The sequence below is a fragment of the Undibacterium sp. Di26W genome (assembly GCF_049340265.1).
Taxonomy (GTDB): Bacteria; Pseudomonadota; Gammaproteobacteria; order Burkholderiales; family Burkholderiaceae_D; genus Undibacterium.
In genome coordinates this window covers 134,441-150,120 of sequence record NZ_JBMPOR010000015.1, presented here as the reverse complement: position 1 = coordinate 150,120, position 15,680 = coordinate 134,441, and the positions used below count along the sequence as shown (strand labels likewise).

Sequence of the window (15,680 nt, the reverse complement as noted above, 5' to 3'; positions counted from 1 at the left end):
TCTTCTCTCATCCCCGCTTCTCAGCGGGAGGCGAACTATAGCAAACCTTCCACTCACTTTGCAAGTACCTTGGGGAAATTATTTAGCGGGTTCTTTGGTGGGGCGGCGTTGGCGGGTTTTGTAGGGGTGGTGCGCGCGGCGCACCCTACTATGCTTCTTGGCTTGCACGCGGTTAAGCGGAAGGGCGCAACGGTGCACCCTACCTTTGCACATTGTCTGATTGATTATTGGCAGTGATATCAAGTAAGGTTAGGTTTTTCCCACTTTTTAATTATTTCCATGTCTGCGAATTCAGAAGGTTCAACCAAGGCAATTTTTTACGCGCTGGGGGCGAATGGCGGTATTGCATTGGCCAAGTTCGGGGCGGCCATCTTTACCGCTTCCGGTGCCATGCTGGCAGAGGCGATTCACTCTCTGGCGGACTGTATTAACCAGGTCTTCCTGCTGATAGGTTTAAAACAAGCCCAGCGCCCTGTGGATGCGGCGCATCCTATGGGGTATGGGCGTGTGGTGTATTTCTGGGCGATGATGGTGGCCTTGCTGCTGTTTTTTCTTGGTGGGGCGTTTTCCGTGATGGAGGGTGTGGAACGCCTGAAACATCCGGAACAATTGAAGAATCCCATGGTTGCACTGGTAGTCCTGGGAGTATCGGTATTGCTGGAGGGGTTTTCCCTGTACGGTGCGATGCGTGAGATACGCAAGATTGCCGGTGACCAGTCTTTCTTTCGCTGGTTCCGCGAAACCCGTCAATCCGAGTTGATGGTGGTGGCTGGTGAAGATATCGCGGCGCTGGCAGGTCTGGCCGTCGCCTTTGTTGCGGTGGTGTTGTCGGTACTGACCGGTAACCCGATCTGGGATGCGATAGGCTCTATCGTGGTCGGCATACTCTTGATGGCAGTCGCATTCTTTGTCATCAGGGAAGTCAAGGCAATGATTACCGGTGAATCTGCTGCACCGGAAGTCAATGAAGCAATCCGCAAACACATCGAGTCTCACCCGCATGTCGATCATGTTATCAACCTGATTACCCTGCAATGGGGTGAGCAACTGATGATCGCGGTGCAGGCAAAGATGCAGCGCCAGGGGTCGGATCAGGCCTTGATTGCTGCCATCAACGAGGTAGAAGAAAGCATACAGGCTCAATGGCCACAAGCCAAATGGTGTTTCTTTGAGCCGGATGTGGATACCACGACTGACTAAAGCTGTAACTCTACCGTATGGCCTGATCAGGCACTTCATTGTCCATGGCATCAGCGGACTTGATCAGGGAGTGGATGGCGCGCTCGAACATGGCTTCGGTTTCGACAAAGCGGATTTTTCCCTGATCCAGTAATTCACACAGGGCGGACATGCTGAGTATGCCGGGGAACTCTTCCCCGCTCATGCTCAGCACCACGTTGCTGCCATTCGGATTGACCCAGCGTATGCAGGCACGCCCCTTGTACTGCGGGGTTTTGAAATCCAGCATGGCGGCACTGATGATGCGGTCCTGATATTTATCTTGCTGCGATTTGTCCGATTTGTCCGATTTGTTCGGACTGATTTCCATTGGAATGAAGCCCTCAGTGGCTGCGCTTTGTTTTTTTAATTCTTTGTCGAGTATCTTGGCGGGCAGATCGATCTCTGCCAATACTTCAATCATGAATTGCTCGCGCGCAAAATCATGCTCCTGAATTTCGGAATGCTCTATGGTGTCCGCCTGATTGGTGAACTGTTCAAAACGCTCATGCATTTGCGGCAGGCTGACCGGCTGTGGTGGCTTGCCTTCGCTGATGCCGCGCTGGGCATTGGAATGCGCCTCTGCCAGCCAGTTCATGAGTTTTTGCTGCTTGGTTTTTTCCCAGCCTATCAAATCCAGGCCATGGCGCAAGGTGCCCAGCATCGCCGGCAGCATGGAAGACAGCAAATTGCGGTCATCCGCCTCAGTCTTGGGATAGACGCTCCACAACAAGTCCGGCACCAGCAGACGATAACGCCGTGCCTGTATGGAATCGGTGCGTTCGGCCATTTCTATGGCAGCCACCCAGTTGATTCGGAAAAAGCTGCGGAAAGATGCTTCCACAGTCAGTTTTGACAAGGCCTTGCTCATGACGGCAGCGATGCAGGCAAAGCGCATGAAGCGGATTTCTGATTCGCCTACGGCCTTGACGGTGCGCCTGACCGGGGCCTGATTGGTACGCAGCTCCCTGGTGACGAAGGTTTCAAAACGATTTTGTATGCGCGAAAAAAGTTCAGGAACTTCAGAATCATGCCGCAACATGGTCTTGATGATGCGGGAAATCTCTTCGGTGATCGGCTCAACATCGTCAATTTGCTGGGCACAAAAGGCGACCGAGCAAATGCGGTTAAACAGCAGGCGCGCCGGATGTTTTTCGTTGGTCAGGAAGTCTTTGTCCTTCAGTGCCAGTTGCAGAATCATGAACTGCAAACGTCCCAGTTCCACCCGCATGGAAAGCGGTACCAGTTCGTCAGACAGCATGAATTCAAACAGCATGGAGACAATATCGACGGTCATTTGCTCATCGCTGTCTTGCGCCAGGCTGTACAGGGCATCTTTCTGCTCGCGCAGCAAATTGCGGATATCCCCATGCCCATCGGTCATGGCGGCGCTTTCTGGCGCCATGACCTTGTGCATTTGCCCCAGTACCTTGCCCAGGGCCATCGATGCGCCCGACACCACGCTGGGTTCAATTTTCTGCCTGAGCTGGCTTTCTATATTTTGCAAATGTGCTGCCAGCATGGCGGCAGGCACTTGTATCATCTCGTGGCCACTGCTACCGGCATTGCCAGACTGCGCAGATTTAAACAGGTTGGTGCTGGTCGATATGCCAGCGGTGGCCGGTGCTGTCGCAGCAGGAGCGCTGGAATGGTAAGGCAGGGCATCTGCAGCGCCCTGATACTGAACAGGTGCCTGAGCGGCCGGAGCTTCCCCAAAAGCACGGCGCAAGGCCCCGCCCAAAGCGGTTGCCCCCTGCAACCAGGCCGGTGCCGGGCTGGCAGGCGCAGTGGCGGGCATGGAAATAACTGGCAGGCCGGCACCATAAGTAGCGGGTACTTGCCCACCCGAAGATGCTGCCGCCGCTGCGGTTGGGCCGGTTGCCACAACAGGCGATGCGGGCTTGCCACGCACAGACTGGAACAACTGCTCCAGCCGCATGCCAGGATTTTGTATCGCCTGCGGCCGACCGGCAACACCAAAAGCACCAAATGCGCCGACAGTCGACACACCGACCTGCGCTGCTGACTGCACGCCGGGGAAGATACCTGTCTGCATGGACGAATAACCCGGGCCCGCCGCTGCCTGGCCACCGCCAGCAGCGGTCCCTCGCGCTTGCGGTTTTTCGGGAGCCTTGGTGATTTTCAGTGACAGGTGGGCGCTGATCCCCTGTTGTTCAAGTGCGTTATTCGCCGCCTGGTAGACGGTTGACATCCCTGTAGACAGGCTTTCGCCGAGTTGTTCTATCAGTATGGCCTCGGTCTCTGGCAGCAGTTTTAGTCCTTCTATCGCCAGGAAAATGCAGCGTGACACCAGATAAGGGCGGAACGGATTTTCGCGCTCGCGAATGTCCTCCTGCCCAAACAGTACGGCTATGCGGATATTCAGATCAATGATCAGTTGTTCGGACCGGTTGCGAAAGTTTTGCGTCATTTCATTGAAGCGCAAGGTGCTTTCGAAGGTGGACGAATCCAGCAAGGCCAGTTCCTTGTTGTGCTCAAGGGCAGAAGCCGGGCGGAAAGTACTGTAGGCGGTACTGAGACTGCGGTCCAGCAACTGCGCCATACTGACCTGCAGCGCCGTGATGATCTCGTCGCGTTTTTCCAGCAGGGTGCTGCGCGCACTGACCATGTATCTTTGTTCTGTTGACGAAATGCCGCCGGCCGCTGCTTTTGACAACAAGCTTTCCGCAGCAGCCGGCACAATGCCTTCTACTACATGATGAAATGCATGAGAAAATTCAGCGCGAGTGCTGGACAAGGACTCGTTTGCGACCATGTGCATCCTATGACATGAAGAACACGTTTAAACTAGACGGGAAACTGCCGCCAACATGCCGCGACTGTTACGCGACACGCTGACGTGACAGTAGCTTGGCCACCAAGCAGTACAGACCCTGTAATCAGGCTGCCTTTTTCTTGCGGGCGGCCGGTTTCTTTACCGGAGCGGCAACTTCTGCCTCTGGTTCTGCCTTGGCTTTGGCCTTGGCGGCGGCAGGGGCTTTTGCTTTGCGCTCTTCAAATTCAAAGCTGACCTTGCCATCCTTGCCACGGACCAGGAAAGCCTTGAACGGCCGACGCGTGCGCTGGGAGATAAATCCCGGCAACAAGTCTGTCTTGCCATCATTGAGCAGTTTGCCCATTTGTTCAGGCAAAATTTCTTGCTGCAAAATAATGCGCCCACTACGGAAATCACAAGCCTTGGGTTTGGCAACGGTTTTTTCACAGACGTAAGCCAAACCCAGTTCATACACACCGCTACCGCACTTTGGACAAGGTCCGAGTGAAGTTTGTTCAGAAAAATCGACACCTTCACCATCTTCGCCTTCGTCCTGACTCTGACCAAAGTCAAATTCCAGCTTGAGGTTATTGTGATCAGCATCGGCAACTATTTTTAATATAGCAGCAAAAGGCCGGCCCATTTTGGAGCGGAAACCTTGCAGCGGGCCAATTTCACGCTTGGCCAATAATTCTTCCACCTCGGCCACTTCAAACTGACGGCTGCCGGGGGTCTTGCTCATGGAGAATTCACACTTGGTACAGGCAAAACGGCGATAGTTTTCCTTGACCACGCCCCCGCAATGTGGGCAGGGTGTTTTCAGGGTCGCATAGTCACCGGGGATGGTGTCGTTGTTGTATTCCTTGGCGCGCTTGACGATGATCTGCGTCATCTGGGCAATTTCGCGCATGAATTCTTCGCGGCTGATCTTGCCTTTTTCCATTTGGGACAATTTATATTCCCATTCACCAGTCAATTCTGGCGAGGTCAATTCATCTACCCCCAAGCCGCGCAACAAGGTCATCAACTGGAAGGCTTTAGCGGTAGGCATCATTTCGCGGCCTTCACGCAACAGATATTTCTCGTTCAGCAAACCCTCAATGATGGCAGCGCGGGTGGCTGGTGTACCCAGGCCCTTGCCCGCCATGGCTTCACGCAAATCCCCATCATCGACCAGCTTGCCAGCGCCTTCCATGGCGGACAACAGCGTCGCCTCACTATAGCGGGCAGGCGGTTTGGTCACCAGCCCATTGGCGGTGATCTGATCGGTCAAGACTTTTTCGCCTTTGGCAACAGCAACCAGCGTACCTTTGCTTTCGCCGTCTTTTTCTTCCAGCGCATCCTTGCCATAAATCGCCAGCCAGCCAGCGCTGGTCATGACCTTGCCTTCCGTTTTGAACTGATGGCCGGATACTTCAGTAATACGGGTAGTCACCTGGAATTCTGCGGATGGGAAGAACACTGCCAGGAAACGGCGTGTGACCAGGTCATACAGTTTTTGTTCAGGCTCGGACAGATTCTTCGGTGCCAGGCCAGTAGGAATGATCGCAAAGTGATCACTGATCTTGGTGTTGTCGAAGATACGCTTGTTCGGCTTGAGCCAGTTGTTCTTCAGGATTTGCGAAGCAAACTGGTGGTAATTATTGGTTTCAGCAATCGTGCCCAGAGTCTCTTTGACGGTAGGTAAATAATCTTCCGGCAAATGGCGGGAATCGGTACGCGGATAAGTCAGGACCTTGTGTTTTTCATACAGGGCCTGGGCCAGGCCCAGGGTATTTTTGGCAGAAAAACCGAAACGGGCATTGGCTTCACGCTGCAAACTGGTCAAGTCAAACAGGGGCGGCGCGATTTGCGTAGCCGGTTTGGATTCTTCGGTAACACTGCCCTGACGAGTACGGCAAGCGGCAACGATGGATTCGGCAGCGGCCTTACTCCACAGGCGCTCGGCTCTTTTCTCTGGGTCGTGTTCATCTTTCTTGAACTGGTGATCTTGCCAGCGGCCTTCATAAATACCGGCAGCGCACACAAATTCAGCACGCACTTCCCAGTAATCGCGGGACACGAATTTTTTGATTTTTTCTTCGCGCTCCACCACGATAGACAGCGTCGGTGTCTGTACCCGGCCAACCGTGGTCAGGTAAAAGCCCCCTTCTTTGGAATTGAAGGCGGTCATGGCGCGGGTGCCGTTGATACCGATCAGCCAGTCCGCTTCAGAACGGCAGCGGGCGGCATCGGCCAAAGGCATCATCTCGGTATCGCTGCGCAATTTCTGGAAGCCATCGCGTATCGCACCGGTGGTCATGGATTGCAACCACAGGCGGCTGATCGGCTGCTTGGCCTTGGCATGCTGGGCGATCAAACGGAAAATCAACTCCCCTTCGCGGCCCGCGTCACATGCATTAATGAGGCCGGTGACATCCTTGCGCTTGATCAGTTTGTTCAAGACCTTGAGTCGTGACTCGGTCTTGGCAATCGGGTTCAGGGCAAAATGCGGCGGGATCATGGGTAAATGGGTGAAACTCCATTTACCGCGCTTGACATCGTATTCTTCCGGAACGGTAATTTCCAGCAAGTGGCCTACTGCAGAAGACAGCACATAATTATCTGATTCGAAATAATCATCATGCTTGGTGAACCCTCCCAGCGCTTTCGCTATGTCATTAGCGACAGAGGGTTTTTCGGCAATGATGAGCGTTTTTGTCATTTTCGGGATTCTCGAATTGGGTAAAGCGTTGTTGCCAATGTCTAATAGGCAACATTTCGCAAAATAAGCGTAAGACTAACCTAAATTTGCGGGGAATGATAAACGTGGTAGGCGAAAAATCGTAATCTACAGCGGATTTTTGCTGTAAATCTTCCTTTTGGGAAATGTTTAGTGCAAAAGCCTTACGATGCTGTCGTCATCTGACAACAATAATTCGTCAAACATGAGCATGTCTGGTTCCGCACCCTGACTCCACAACATCATTAGTACAATGATACGCAGTTTATCCAGAGGCATGGGTGATTCGTTGACCACCAATGCTCTTTCGACCACGATTTCGCGCTGGAGTGCATTCAGCAAACCCGCGGATTCAAGAAACTGGATGAAGCCTATCGCGGGCGTACCCAGAGCAGCAATCTCTTGCTGCGCATACACACGAAACCCGGCGGAAATTAAGGGGGCAGCGCTAGGCTCTGTCGAAGTCAGGGCCAAACCGGTCAGCCAGGTCAATGCCTCGGAAATTTCATCCTCGGGAAAACCAACTGCCGATAATTTTTTTGTCAGGGCTGCCGTGTCAGGACAGGCATCCGGACGGTAATAAGTTTCGTAGAGGTAAACAAGAATATCAAACATAGTACTACTGTAGCCTTTGCTGCGATTTCAAACAAGCCCCCACGAAAGAGACTTGCCATCTGTATGCTTGCCTAATTTGCACCATATTGGCTGCCTGCGACGATAAGCCCGACAAACCTCATTCTCTGTCCATGCAATGCGTTTGAATAAATGCTTGCTAATATATAGGAAGTGGTGAAATGCTGCTGCCTGCTGGAAAAATGCGGGTATCAGCCAAGGCGACGGAAATATCCACCGGGCAGGGATTCCAGTTGGCCCATCAGTTCCAGGTTCAGGAATTCTGCATGCAGGCTGGCCACATCCTGCCCCAGGCGTTGTGCCAGCATATCTATATGAACAGGGTCATAACCTATTGCCTGCAATAGGTCCGTCGGTTGCACTTCAGACGCTACCGGGGTTTCCAGCGACATGGGCAATTGCAGTTGCAATTCTTCCAAAATGTCTTGTGCCGACTCGACCAGCTTGGCACCCTGCCTGATCAGTTGATGACAGCCCCTGGACAAAGGCGAGTGAATCGAGCCAGGAATGGCAAACACTTCGCGCCCCTGCTCCGCTGCCATGCGTGCCGTAATGAGTGAACCAGATTGTGCCGCAGCCTCCACCACCAGCACCCCTTTCGCCAGCCCGGAAATAATCCGGTTGCGGCGTGGGAAGTTGGCTGCAATGGCTGGCATGCCTAGTGGGTACTCACTGATGATACAACCGCCCTCGGCAACCAAATGGGCCAGACTGCGATTACGCGCCGGGTAGACGATATCGGCCCCAGTCCCGATAACGGCAATGGTAGAGCCTGCGCCACGCAAAGCCCCTTGATGGGCCGCCGCATCAATACCTGCCGCCAGGCCGGAACTGATGGTCAGGCCAAAACTGCTGAGCGTTTCGGAAAACTGTTCGGCATTCTTGATGCCCTGCGTGGTCGCATTCCGGCTGCCGACAACTGCAATCGTGCTGGCGGTCAACAGGTCTGTACGCCCCTTCAGGTAAATCAGTACTGGCGGATCAGGGATTTCCAGCAGTGCTGGTGGATAGGCGCTGTCAGCCAGTGTCAGTATCAGATTGCCTGCTTGCTCACACCATGCCAGGGTTTTGTCTATCTGCAACAAAAGTTCGGTAGAGGCCGCGGCCAGCACGGCGCTGGCGATGCGGTCTGTCACGACCTCCGTCAAGGCCGCGTGACTGGCGGCAAATACCTGATGTGGCAGGCCGAATCTGGCGAGTAATTTGCGTGCGGTTTCATTCCCCACACCGGGGGTCTGTACCAGCCTTAGCCAATCCCTCAAATCCAGATTCAGACTCACAAATGATGATGCTTATTTAGGTGAGCGGGCCGCGTCACCAACTTTGACCACATCGATAACCTGCATGATCAAGCCATAAGAAATATTGTCAAACACACGGAAAATGAATAAATGACCAATTTGTTCATCAGGTAACTTGACGCTCCTGTTGTTATCTGTCTTGTCGACGATGATCGGACCATAATTAAACAAGGTCAGTACAGTGCCGATATTCAGTCCATGGTCCTTGCCGCGGTTGATGGAAACAATCTGGTTTTGACCAGCCACTGTGACGCCGCCATACACCGCAACCACCCTGGCGTCCACTTCGTCTTTCGGCGCATGGGGTACATAATTCAGGATGGGTGTAGGGGGAATCGGCATCAGTCGGTCACCGACTGCCATTTCTTCCTTGGAATTGACCACCAGGAAGGTGTGCACATCGCTGACTTCATCATCGGCTTCCTTGTCCAGCTTGACGGTACCCAGATACACGGCTTCGTAACCGATGATGGCCTTGGTTTCCGGATCATGCAGTGGTACACCAGGGCGGAATACCTGGAACGAGGTACCACCATCAAGATCACCCCGGACATAGGCTTTTTCGCCCTGGCCCAGATTTACACGGCCCTCTTTGGTGCCGATGATGCGGGGCGCAGAAGTGAGTTCATTCTTTTCCACGATCAGCGGTTGTGACAGGAAAGGCTCTATCACCGACGCCGGAATAGCCGGAATCGCATTGTCGCCCAAGCCATGGTTACGTGAACGCGGGGTCCATTTTTCTGTCTGCAGGCCGCCGCCAGGGTTGCCCAAACGCAAACGACCATTGGCGCGGTCGAAATACACGATCTGCCCTGGGTAAATCCAGTGCGGATTGCGGATCTCTTCCTGATTCATGTCCCAGACTACTGGCCAGCACCATGGGTTTTTCAGGAACATGCTGGCAATGCCCCACAGGGTATCCCCCCGCACAACCACATGCTTGTCCGGTGCGTCCGGTAGAAATTCGCACTTGCTCTTACTGGCGATGGCTTGCGCCTGAGCCGTGGTCGCCTGTGCCCCGGCGGCAAAGACTTCAGCTGACATCAAAGGCAAACTGACAGCGAGAATAGAAGCGATTGTGCTAAACTTTTTCATGAATTATGTCCGATGCAAAATACCGCAATACCGCAAGCAATGCGCGCAGGCAGGCGCAAACTTGCAAAACTTGCCAAATTGAATCAAATTCTGCCCATAAATCCTTGAACTAGCAAGAAAAACTGCGCAATAAGTCCCAAGGCTTGTTGTGAAATGTCTTATGACGATACTAAATATACTGCGCTACCCTGATGCGCGCCTCCATAAAGTGGCAAAACCGGTAACACAATTTGATGAACGCCTGAAGACTTTGGTTGCCGATATGGCAGCGACCATGTACGACGCACCAGGCGTAGGACTGGCCGCTTCACAGGTCGATGTCCACGAACAGATCGTGGTGATCGATGTGTCTGAAACCAACGACAAGCTGCAAGTATTCATCAACCCGGAAATTCTGTGGGCCAGTGAAGAAAAAAAGATTTACGACGAAGGTTGTCTGTCTGTACCTGGTATTTATGACGGCGTCGAACGTCCGGCAGAAGTCAAGGTACGTGCCTTTGACGCCAACGGCCAGGCGTTTGAACTGCATGCCACGGAATTGCTGGCAGTCTGTGTACAGCATGAGATGGATCATCTGAAAGGCAAGGTATTTGTCGAATACCTGTCGCCGCTGAAACGCAATCGCATCAAAACCAAGATGCTGAAGGAAGAACGCGAAGAACAGCGCAAGCGGGCTGAGCGCTGATGCGTGTCATTTTTGCAGGTACACCCGAATTTGCAGCCACCGCGTTGCAGGCGATACACGCAGCCGGTTTCGAGATACCACTGGTATTCACCCAGCCGGACCGTCCCGCTGGGCGCGGCATGCAATTGCATGCATCAGCCGTCAAGCAATTTGCGCAACAACATGGTATCCCTGTCGCCCAACCCGTGTCCTTGCGGCTGGACGGCAAATACCCGGATGTTGCCAAAGAGGCACATGATCTGCTGCTATCCACACCGCATGATGTGATGGTGGTGGCCGCCTATGGCCTGATACTGCCGCTGTCGGTATTGCATATTCCTCGTCTCGGTTGCCTGAATATCCATGGTTCGCTACTGCCACGCTGGCGTGGCGCTGCCCCGATACACCGGGCGATAGAAGCGGGCGACAGCGAAACTGGCATCACCATCATGCAAATGGAAGAAGGCCTCGATACTGGCCCCATGCTGTTGATGCAATCGCTGCCGATTGCTACGGATGACACCACCGGTGGCCTGCATGACAAACTGGCCAACCTGGGTGGTGCGATGATCGTCGATGCCCTCAGGCGTCTGGAGCAAGGCGCACTCAAGGCCACTGTGCAGCCGGAAGACGGTGTCTGTTATGCCGCCAAAATCAGCAAAGCCGAAGCCGCACTCGATTTCAAGCTACCTGCCGATGTGCTGGAACGCAAGATCCGGGCATTCAACCCCTTCCCCGGTGCGCATGCAGACTATGTCGGCAACAGCATCAAAATCTGGCGTGCCAGAGCTGTTGCGACTTCGACACCAGCAGTACCAGGACAGATACTGGCGACCAGTACAACAGGAATTGTGCTGGCTTGCGGGCAAGGTGCGTTAGAATTAATTGAACTACAAAAAGCCGGAGGCAAGCGACTTTTGGTCAGCGAATTTCTAAAAGGCTTTGATTTTATCGTCGGCAATTGTTTCGATTGAATCAAAGAGTGAAGCAAAAAAGCTACATATTGGCCGGTTTCGGGCCTTGATATGCGCTATATAGAAGGGAAGCGTCCAATTAATGCCCTATTGCAAGCAAAATCTTTGTTGCTTGCCGCTACTTGTTGTATTCTCTTACACTGAATTATTGCCATTATTGTTTTCGATAACAAAAACTCTGACAAAGACCTAAAAAAGGTGAGCTCATGAAGAAACTTCTTCCCATTGCCCTGGCAGCCGGACTGTTGGCAGGTTGTACAACTCCATACAGTGAAACTCCGCTGGCGGGTAATTTCCCGACGACCACGCAAAATAAATTGCAGGCTGCGTCGCATTGGCTCCTGATTGCAAAAGATGTCGCCGATCAAATCAAACTTGGTACTGACAAGATTGGTGCGCCGGTCTATGTAACTCCGCCGCAACAGAACAGTAAGTTCACTGAGGCGTTTTACAACCAGATCATCACCAGCCTGGTCAATCAGGGTGTCGTAGTCAGAAAAGTGAATGATGGTACGGCACAGGTCATCGATATCGAAACCGAGCTGGTTCGCTTCTCTCCTTATCGCCATCAAAACACACGCTTTGTCAGTGTCGCCGCCATTGGTGCTGGCATTGCTGCCGTCCATGGTCTGGGCATTCCGGTCAAAACCGATGCCGTACTGGGTGGCCTGGGCCTGGCTGCGGCGTATGACTGGACGCACTGGATTAACCAGGAATATGCCAAAGGTCCTACACCAAGATATGAATTGATCGTCACCACTTCACTGGTTAAAAACTTGCAGTTCGTAGCGCGTCGTACTGATGCCTACTATGTCAGCGACATCGACTGGATACTGTATAACAAAGAAACCGACTTCAATTTCCGAGTCGTTGGGGGTCAATAATGATGAAAAAAGCAGCTCTCGCAATCGCGTCTGTTGTGGCGCTGAGCGCCTGTTCCAGCCTGGGTTTTAACAATTCGCCGGCCACGGCTGCAGCTGTACCCACTTGGAAAGACGCCGAAGCCAATGAATTTATTCCCGCCAACCAACGCGCAGCTGCGGCGCTGATCGCCAACGCTGGTCAAAACATTGATCCTTCCCGTACATTGATCGTTGCCACCTTGGCCAATATCAATTCACTCGAAGATTCATCCACTTTCGGTCGTATCGTCGCCGAGCAGGTATCGGGGCAATTTACCCGTAGCGGCTACAAGATGATAGAGATGAAATTCCGCGACAAGGTTTTCATGCGACAAAACGTCGGTGAATTCCTGTTGACCAGGGAAATCAAGGATGTGGCCCAAAACCATAGCGCCCAGGCGGTCATCGTCGGCACCTATGCTGAAAGCGACAAACTGGTATTTGTTAACCTGAAGCTGATACGCCCGGTTGACAATGTCGTCATCAGCACGGTTGATTACGCCATTCCGATGGACAAAACGGTCAAGGCTTTGCTGGGTCGTCGTTAAGCCGGATACCTTGTAAGCATGAAAAAAGGCGACAGTGGCAACATTGTCGCCTTTTTGTTTTTGCTGCCCATATTGCCCTCCCCCCTACAACTCGCTATCGCTGCCAAACAAATCGCTGCGTGCCGCCCGGCTGATCGCCAATACCGCAGGATGGGTCAACTTGCGTTGCACTGAAATGGCATAAAACTGCTCGCGGATATCATCGGTCTGCCCCAGCATCTGCACATCATATTGACGTATCAGCATATCGGCAATCACACTGGGGGCGGCAAAAAAACCGGCACCCGCCTGGCCAAAGGCACTCATGAGCGCACTGTCATCAAACTCGCCGGCGATACGCGGGTGCAAGTCCTGCTGATCAAACCAGTGCAATAGCTTGGCGCGCAGCGCGGCATCTTCCCCCGGCAATAAAAATGGTGCGGCCTCCAGGCTGTGCGGAAAATCACGCGAATATTGCTGGCGCAAGGCAGACGTACCAAAAAAGCTGATGCCGCATTCACCCAGCAAATGGCTATATCCACGTACATTCACCGTGGTCGGCATGGGGCTGTCAGACATCACCACATCCAGCTTGTGGGTCGCCAGATCGGCCAGCAAGACTTCCATCTTGCCTTCGCGGCAATTAATACGCAAAGTCTGCGGTAGCTTCAGGGCGGGCTCAAGCAGGCGATACGCCAGCGCCTTGGGCAGCGCATCCGATACGCCAACCCTTAGCTGCACGGTTCTTTCTGTCGGCCTGTGGTGCAAGACTTCTTCCAGTTCTTGTCCCAAAGCAAAAATATCCTCTGCGTAGCTCAACACCAGCCGGCCAGCCTCGGTCAATTCCAGGTTGCGCCCACTCTTGCGGAACAGTGCCTCACCCTGCATTTCTTCAAACAGGCTCAACTGGGCACTGATGGTTTGTGGTGTCAGATGTAGTTGCTCACTAGCACGGGCAATACTGCCTGCCTTGGCTACCATCCAGAAGTAATGCAGGTGTTTGTAATTAAGGGTAGGCATAGAGGAAGCTATCAATGATGAACATATCAGTGTATCAATACATCTGTTTTTACGAAGTAAAATTCAATTATATTCGACTTTTATTGTTTGTTAGCACGGTCTACACTTTCATTACCTTCTGTTGAGAAGGTGGGGTAATTCGCTCTTGATGCGTTACCTCAACATTTCAGGAGAAAAGCATGAAAATTGTCAGTCGTTCCACCCAAGGTGACGCGCAAACAGTGTCCTACGTGGATGGCAGCGTCAGTGCTGGCCACAAGGTGTTGCGTAATACCTATATGTTGCTGTCGATGACCTTGCTGTTTTCAGCAATGACAGCGGCCGCCACCATCACATTCGCCATTCCGGGTCCAGGCATATTGCTGACCCTGGTCGGCTACTTTGGCCTCTTGTTTGCCACCACCAAATTGCAAAACAGCGGCTGGGGCATTGCGTCCGTCTTTGCACTGACCGGTTTCATGGGTTACACCCTGGGTCCCATCCTGACCCGTTATCTCGGCATGCCAGGCGGTACCGGCATCGTCATGACGGCCATGGCCATGACCGGCCTGATCTTCATGGGCCTGTCCGCCTATGTACTGATCAGCAAACGTGATTTCAGCTTCATGGCTGGTTTTTTGATGGTCGGCATGCTGGTGGCTTTTGTTGCCAGCCTGGGCGCGATTTTCTTCCAGATCCCTGCCCTGTCGCTGACGATTTCCGCAGTCATGGTGTTGTTGATGTCAGGCATGATCCTGTTTGAAACCAGCAATATCATCCATGGCGGCGAAACCAACTACATCATGGCAACCGTCAGTCTGTACATCACGATATTTAACCTGTTCACCAGCCTGCTGCATTTGCTGGGTATTGTCGAGAAAGAATAATAATGTTGCATACCGTCGCTCAACCCTGGATGTGGGCAGTATTTATCGGCTTTGTCTTACTCATGTTGGCAATCGACGTGCTGGCCCTTGGTGGCTCGCGCGCCCACAAAGTCAGCGTCCGGGAAGCGGCGGCATGGTCACTCGTCTGGGTCAGCCTGGCCTTGCTATTCGATTTTGGCCTGTGGATTTATTTGTCGGACACCGTAGGTCGTGAAATTGCTACTGCCAAGGCTACGGAATTCCTGGCCGGCTACGTCATAGAAAAATCGCTGTCGGTCGACAATGTGTTTGTCTTCCTGCTGATCTTTGGTCACTTTGCAGTACCAGCCCAATATCAGCGCAAGGTCTTGCTGTATGGCGTGCTGGGCGCGATCGTCATGCGCATCATCATGATATTGGCCGGCAGTTGGGTGGTAGCCCAGTTCTCATGGGTGTTGTACCTGTTCGGTATCTTCCTGCTGATCACCGGTATGCGCATGCTGGTGGCAGCAGAACAGGAACCTGATCTGGAAGCCAATCCGGTATTGCGCCTGGCGAAAAAATTACTACCATTTACAAAAGAGTTTCACAGGGAAAAATTCACCGTCAAGATAGATGGCAAACGTCTTTTCACGCCGCTGTTTCTGGTGTTGATATTGATAGAAATTTCTGACGTGATCTTTGCAGTAGATTCCATCCCGGCGATTTTTGCAGTGACGACCGACCCGTTCATCGTCTTCACATCCAACATCTTTGCCATCATAGGCCTGCGGGCACTGTACTTCTTGCTGGCAGACATGGCAGACCGCTTCCATCTGCTGAAATTCGGCCTGGCCTTTGTGCTGATGTTTGTTGGTATCAAGATGCTGATCGTGAAATGGATGCATGTGCCAACCGGCATATCGCTGATGGTGATAGCCGGCCTGCTTGGCACGTCCATTATCGCCAGTCTGTTTGTCAGCAGGAAAAAGAACTAAAGCAGAATTAAAGTGGCAATCCACGC

At 52.8% G+C, this 15,680-nt stretch carries 14 protein-coding genes; 8 read left to right on the top strand and 6 right to left on the bottom strand.

Annotated features, from left to right (window positions below):
* A partial coding sequence (locus ACO0LM_RS17880) for a hypothetical protein (RefSeq protein ID WP_423038592.1) occupies positions 1 to 237 on the top strand: 237 nt, incomplete at its 5' end.
* A gap of 42 nt (positions 238 to 279) precedes the next feature.
* Positions 280 to 1,200 carry a cation diffusion facilitator family transporter gene (locus ACO0LM_RS17875; RefSeq protein ID WP_423038591.1) on the top strand — a complete coding sequence of 307 codons (921 nt, stop codon included), beginning with the start codon at positions 280 to 282 and terminating at the stop codon, positions 1,198 to 1,200.
* 10 nt (positions 1,201 to 1,210) lie between these two features.
* Here the strand turns inward: ACO0LM_RS17875 and ACO0LM_RS17870 are convergent, their stop codons facing one another.
* The 5 genes from ACO0LM_RS17870 to ACO0LM_RS17850 form a co-directional block, all read right to left on the bottom strand.
* A complete protein-coding gene (locus ACO0LM_RS17870; RefSeq protein WP_423038590.1) occupies positions 1,211 to 3,994 on the bottom strand; it encodes a DUF1631 family protein in 2,784 nt (927 codons plus the stop codon).
* A gap of 124 nt (positions 3,995 to 4,118) precedes the next feature.
* On the bottom strand, positions 4,119 to 6,698 hold the full coding sequence (locus tag ACO0LM_RS17865) for a DNA topoisomerase III (protein WP_423038589.1): 2,580 nt from the start codon (positions 6,696 to 6,698) through the stop codon (positions 4,119 to 4,121).
* 168 nt (positions 6,699 to 6,866) lie between these two features.
* Positions 6,867 to 7,331 carry a DUF494 family protein gene (locus ACO0LM_RS17860; RefSeq protein WP_423038588.1) on the bottom strand — a complete coding sequence of 155 codons (465 nt, stop codon included), beginning with the start codon at positions 7,329 to 7,331 and terminating at the stop codon, positions 6,867 to 6,869.
* A gap of 209 nt (positions 7,332 to 7,540) precedes the next feature.
* Entirely contained in the window at positions 7,541 to 8,629 is a 1,089-nt protein-coding gene (dprA, locus tag ACO0LM_RS17855) for a DNA-processing protein DprA (protein WP_423038587.1), read from the bottom strand.
* A gap of 12 nt (positions 8,630 to 8,641) precedes the next feature.
* Complete coding sequence (locus ACO0LM_RS17850) at positions 8,642 to 9,745, bottom strand: LysM peptidoglycan-binding domain-containing protein (RefSeq protein WP_423038586.1); 1,104 nt, start codon at positions 9,743 to 9,745, stop codon at positions 8,642 to 8,644.
* Positions 9,746 to 9,905: 160 nt separating this feature from the next.
* On the opposite strand from ACO0LM_RS17850, the gene def reads away from it, so the two are divergent.
* From def to ACO0LM_RS17830, 4 genes are all read left to right on the top strand, one after another.
* On the top strand, positions 9,906 to 10,430 hold the full coding sequence (gene def / locus ACO0LM_RS17845) for a peptide deformylase (protein WP_423038585.1): 525 nt from the start codon (positions 9,906 to 9,908) through the stop codon (positions 10,428 to 10,430).
* On the top strand, positions 10,430 to 11,383 hold the full coding sequence (gene fmt, locus ACO0LM_RS17840; protein ID WP_423038584.1) for a methionyl-tRNA formyltransferase: 954 nt from the start codon (positions 10,430 to 10,432) through the stop codon (positions 11,381 to 11,383). The genes def and fmt overlap by 1 nt, the downstream gene beginning before the upstream one ends.
* Before the next feature lie 206 nt (positions 11,384 to 11,589).
* A complete protein-coding gene (locus ACO0LM_RS17835) occupies positions 11,590 to 12,267 on the top strand; it encodes a hypothetical protein (RefSeq protein ID WP_423038583.1) in 678 nt (225 codons plus the stop codon).
* Complete coding sequence (locus tag ACO0LM_RS17830; RefSeq protein WP_423038582.1) at positions 12,267 to 12,833, top strand: FlgO family outer membrane protein; 567 nt, start codon at positions 12,267 to 12,269, stop codon at positions 12,831 to 12,833. Before ACO0LM_RS17835 ends, ACO0LM_RS17830 begins: the two co-directional genes overlap by 1 nt.
* Positions 12,834 to 12,917: 84 nt before the next feature.
* Here ACO0LM_RS17830 and nhaR read toward each other — a convergent pair whose 3' ends face one another.
* Positions 12,918 to 13,832 (bottom strand): transcriptional activator NhaR, encoded by a 915-nt coding sequence (gene nhaR, locus ACO0LM_RS17825; RefSeq protein ID WP_423038581.1) that lies wholly within the window; start codon positions 13,830 to 13,832, stop codon positions 12,918 to 12,920.
* Positions 13,833 to 14,011: 179 nt separating this feature from the next.
* Between nhaR and ACO0LM_RS17820 the strand changes: the two genes are divergently transcribed.
* Both ACO0LM_RS17820 and ACO0LM_RS17815 read left to right on the top strand, forming a co-directional pair.
* Entirely contained in the window at positions 14,012 to 14,698 is a 687-nt protein-coding gene (locus tag ACO0LM_RS17820; RefSeq protein ID WP_423038580.1) for a Bax inhibitor-1/YccA family protein, read from the top strand.
* A gap of 2 nt (positions 14,699 to 14,700) precedes the next feature.
* The gene (locus tag ACO0LM_RS17815; RefSeq protein WP_423038579.1) at positions 14,701 to 15,654 is read left to right on the top strand and encodes a TerC family protein; all 954 of its coding nucleotides are present in this window, start codon (positions 14,701 to 14,703) and stop codon (positions 15,652 to 15,654) included.
* Positions 15,655 to 15,680: the final 26 nt, after the last annotated feature.

Bases quoted from the DNA above. Each gene is read 5' to 3' on its own strand.
- ACO0LM_RS17820 (WP_423038580.1), top strand. From the start codon at position 14,012: ATGAAAATTGTCAGTCGTTCCACCCAAGGTGACGCGCAAACAGTGTCC.
- nhaR (WP_423038581.1), bottom strand. From the start codon at position 13,832: ATGCCTACCCTTAATTACAAACACCTGCATTACTTCTGGATGGTAGCC.
- ACO0LM_RS17850 (WP_423038586.1), bottom strand. From the start codon at position 9,745: ATGAAAAAGTTTAGCACAATCGCTTCTATTCTCGCTGTCAGTTTGCCT.
- ACO0LM_RS17835 (WP_423038583.1), top strand. From the start codon at position 11,590: ATGAAGAAACTTCTTCCCATTGCCCTGGCAGCCGGACTGTTGGCAGGT.
- ACO0LM_RS17830 (WP_423038582.1), top strand. From the start codon at position 12,267: ATGATGAAAAAAGCAGCTCTCGCAATCGCGTCTGTTGTGGCGCTGAGC.
- ACO0LM_RS17815 (WP_423038579.1), top strand. From the start codon at position 14,701: ATGTTGCATACCGTCGCTCAACCCTGGATGTGGGCAGTATTTATCGGC.
- ACO0LM_RS17865 (WP_423038589.1), bottom strand. From the start codon at position 6,698: ATGACAAAAACGCTCATCATTGCCGAAAAACCCTCTGTCGCTAATGAC.
- def (WP_423038585.1), top strand. From the start codon at position 9,906: ATGACGATACTAAATATACTGCGCTACCCTGATGCGCGCCTCCATAAA.
- ACO0LM_RS17860 (WP_423038588.1), bottom strand. From the start codon at position 7,331: ATGTTTGATATTCTTGTTTACCTCTACGAAACTTATTACCGTCCGGAT.
- fmt (WP_423038584.1), top strand. From the start codon at position 10,430: ATGCGTGTCATTTTTGCAGGTACACCCGAATTTGCAGCCACCGCGTTG.
- ACO0LM_RS17875 (WP_423038591.1), top strand. From the start codon at position 280: ATGTCTGCGAATTCAGAAGGTTCAACCAAGGCAATTTTTTACGCGCTG.
- ACO0LM_RS17870 (WP_423038590.1), bottom strand. From the start codon at position 3,994: ATGGTCGCAAACGAGTCCTTGTCCAGCACTCGCGCTGAATTTTCTCAT.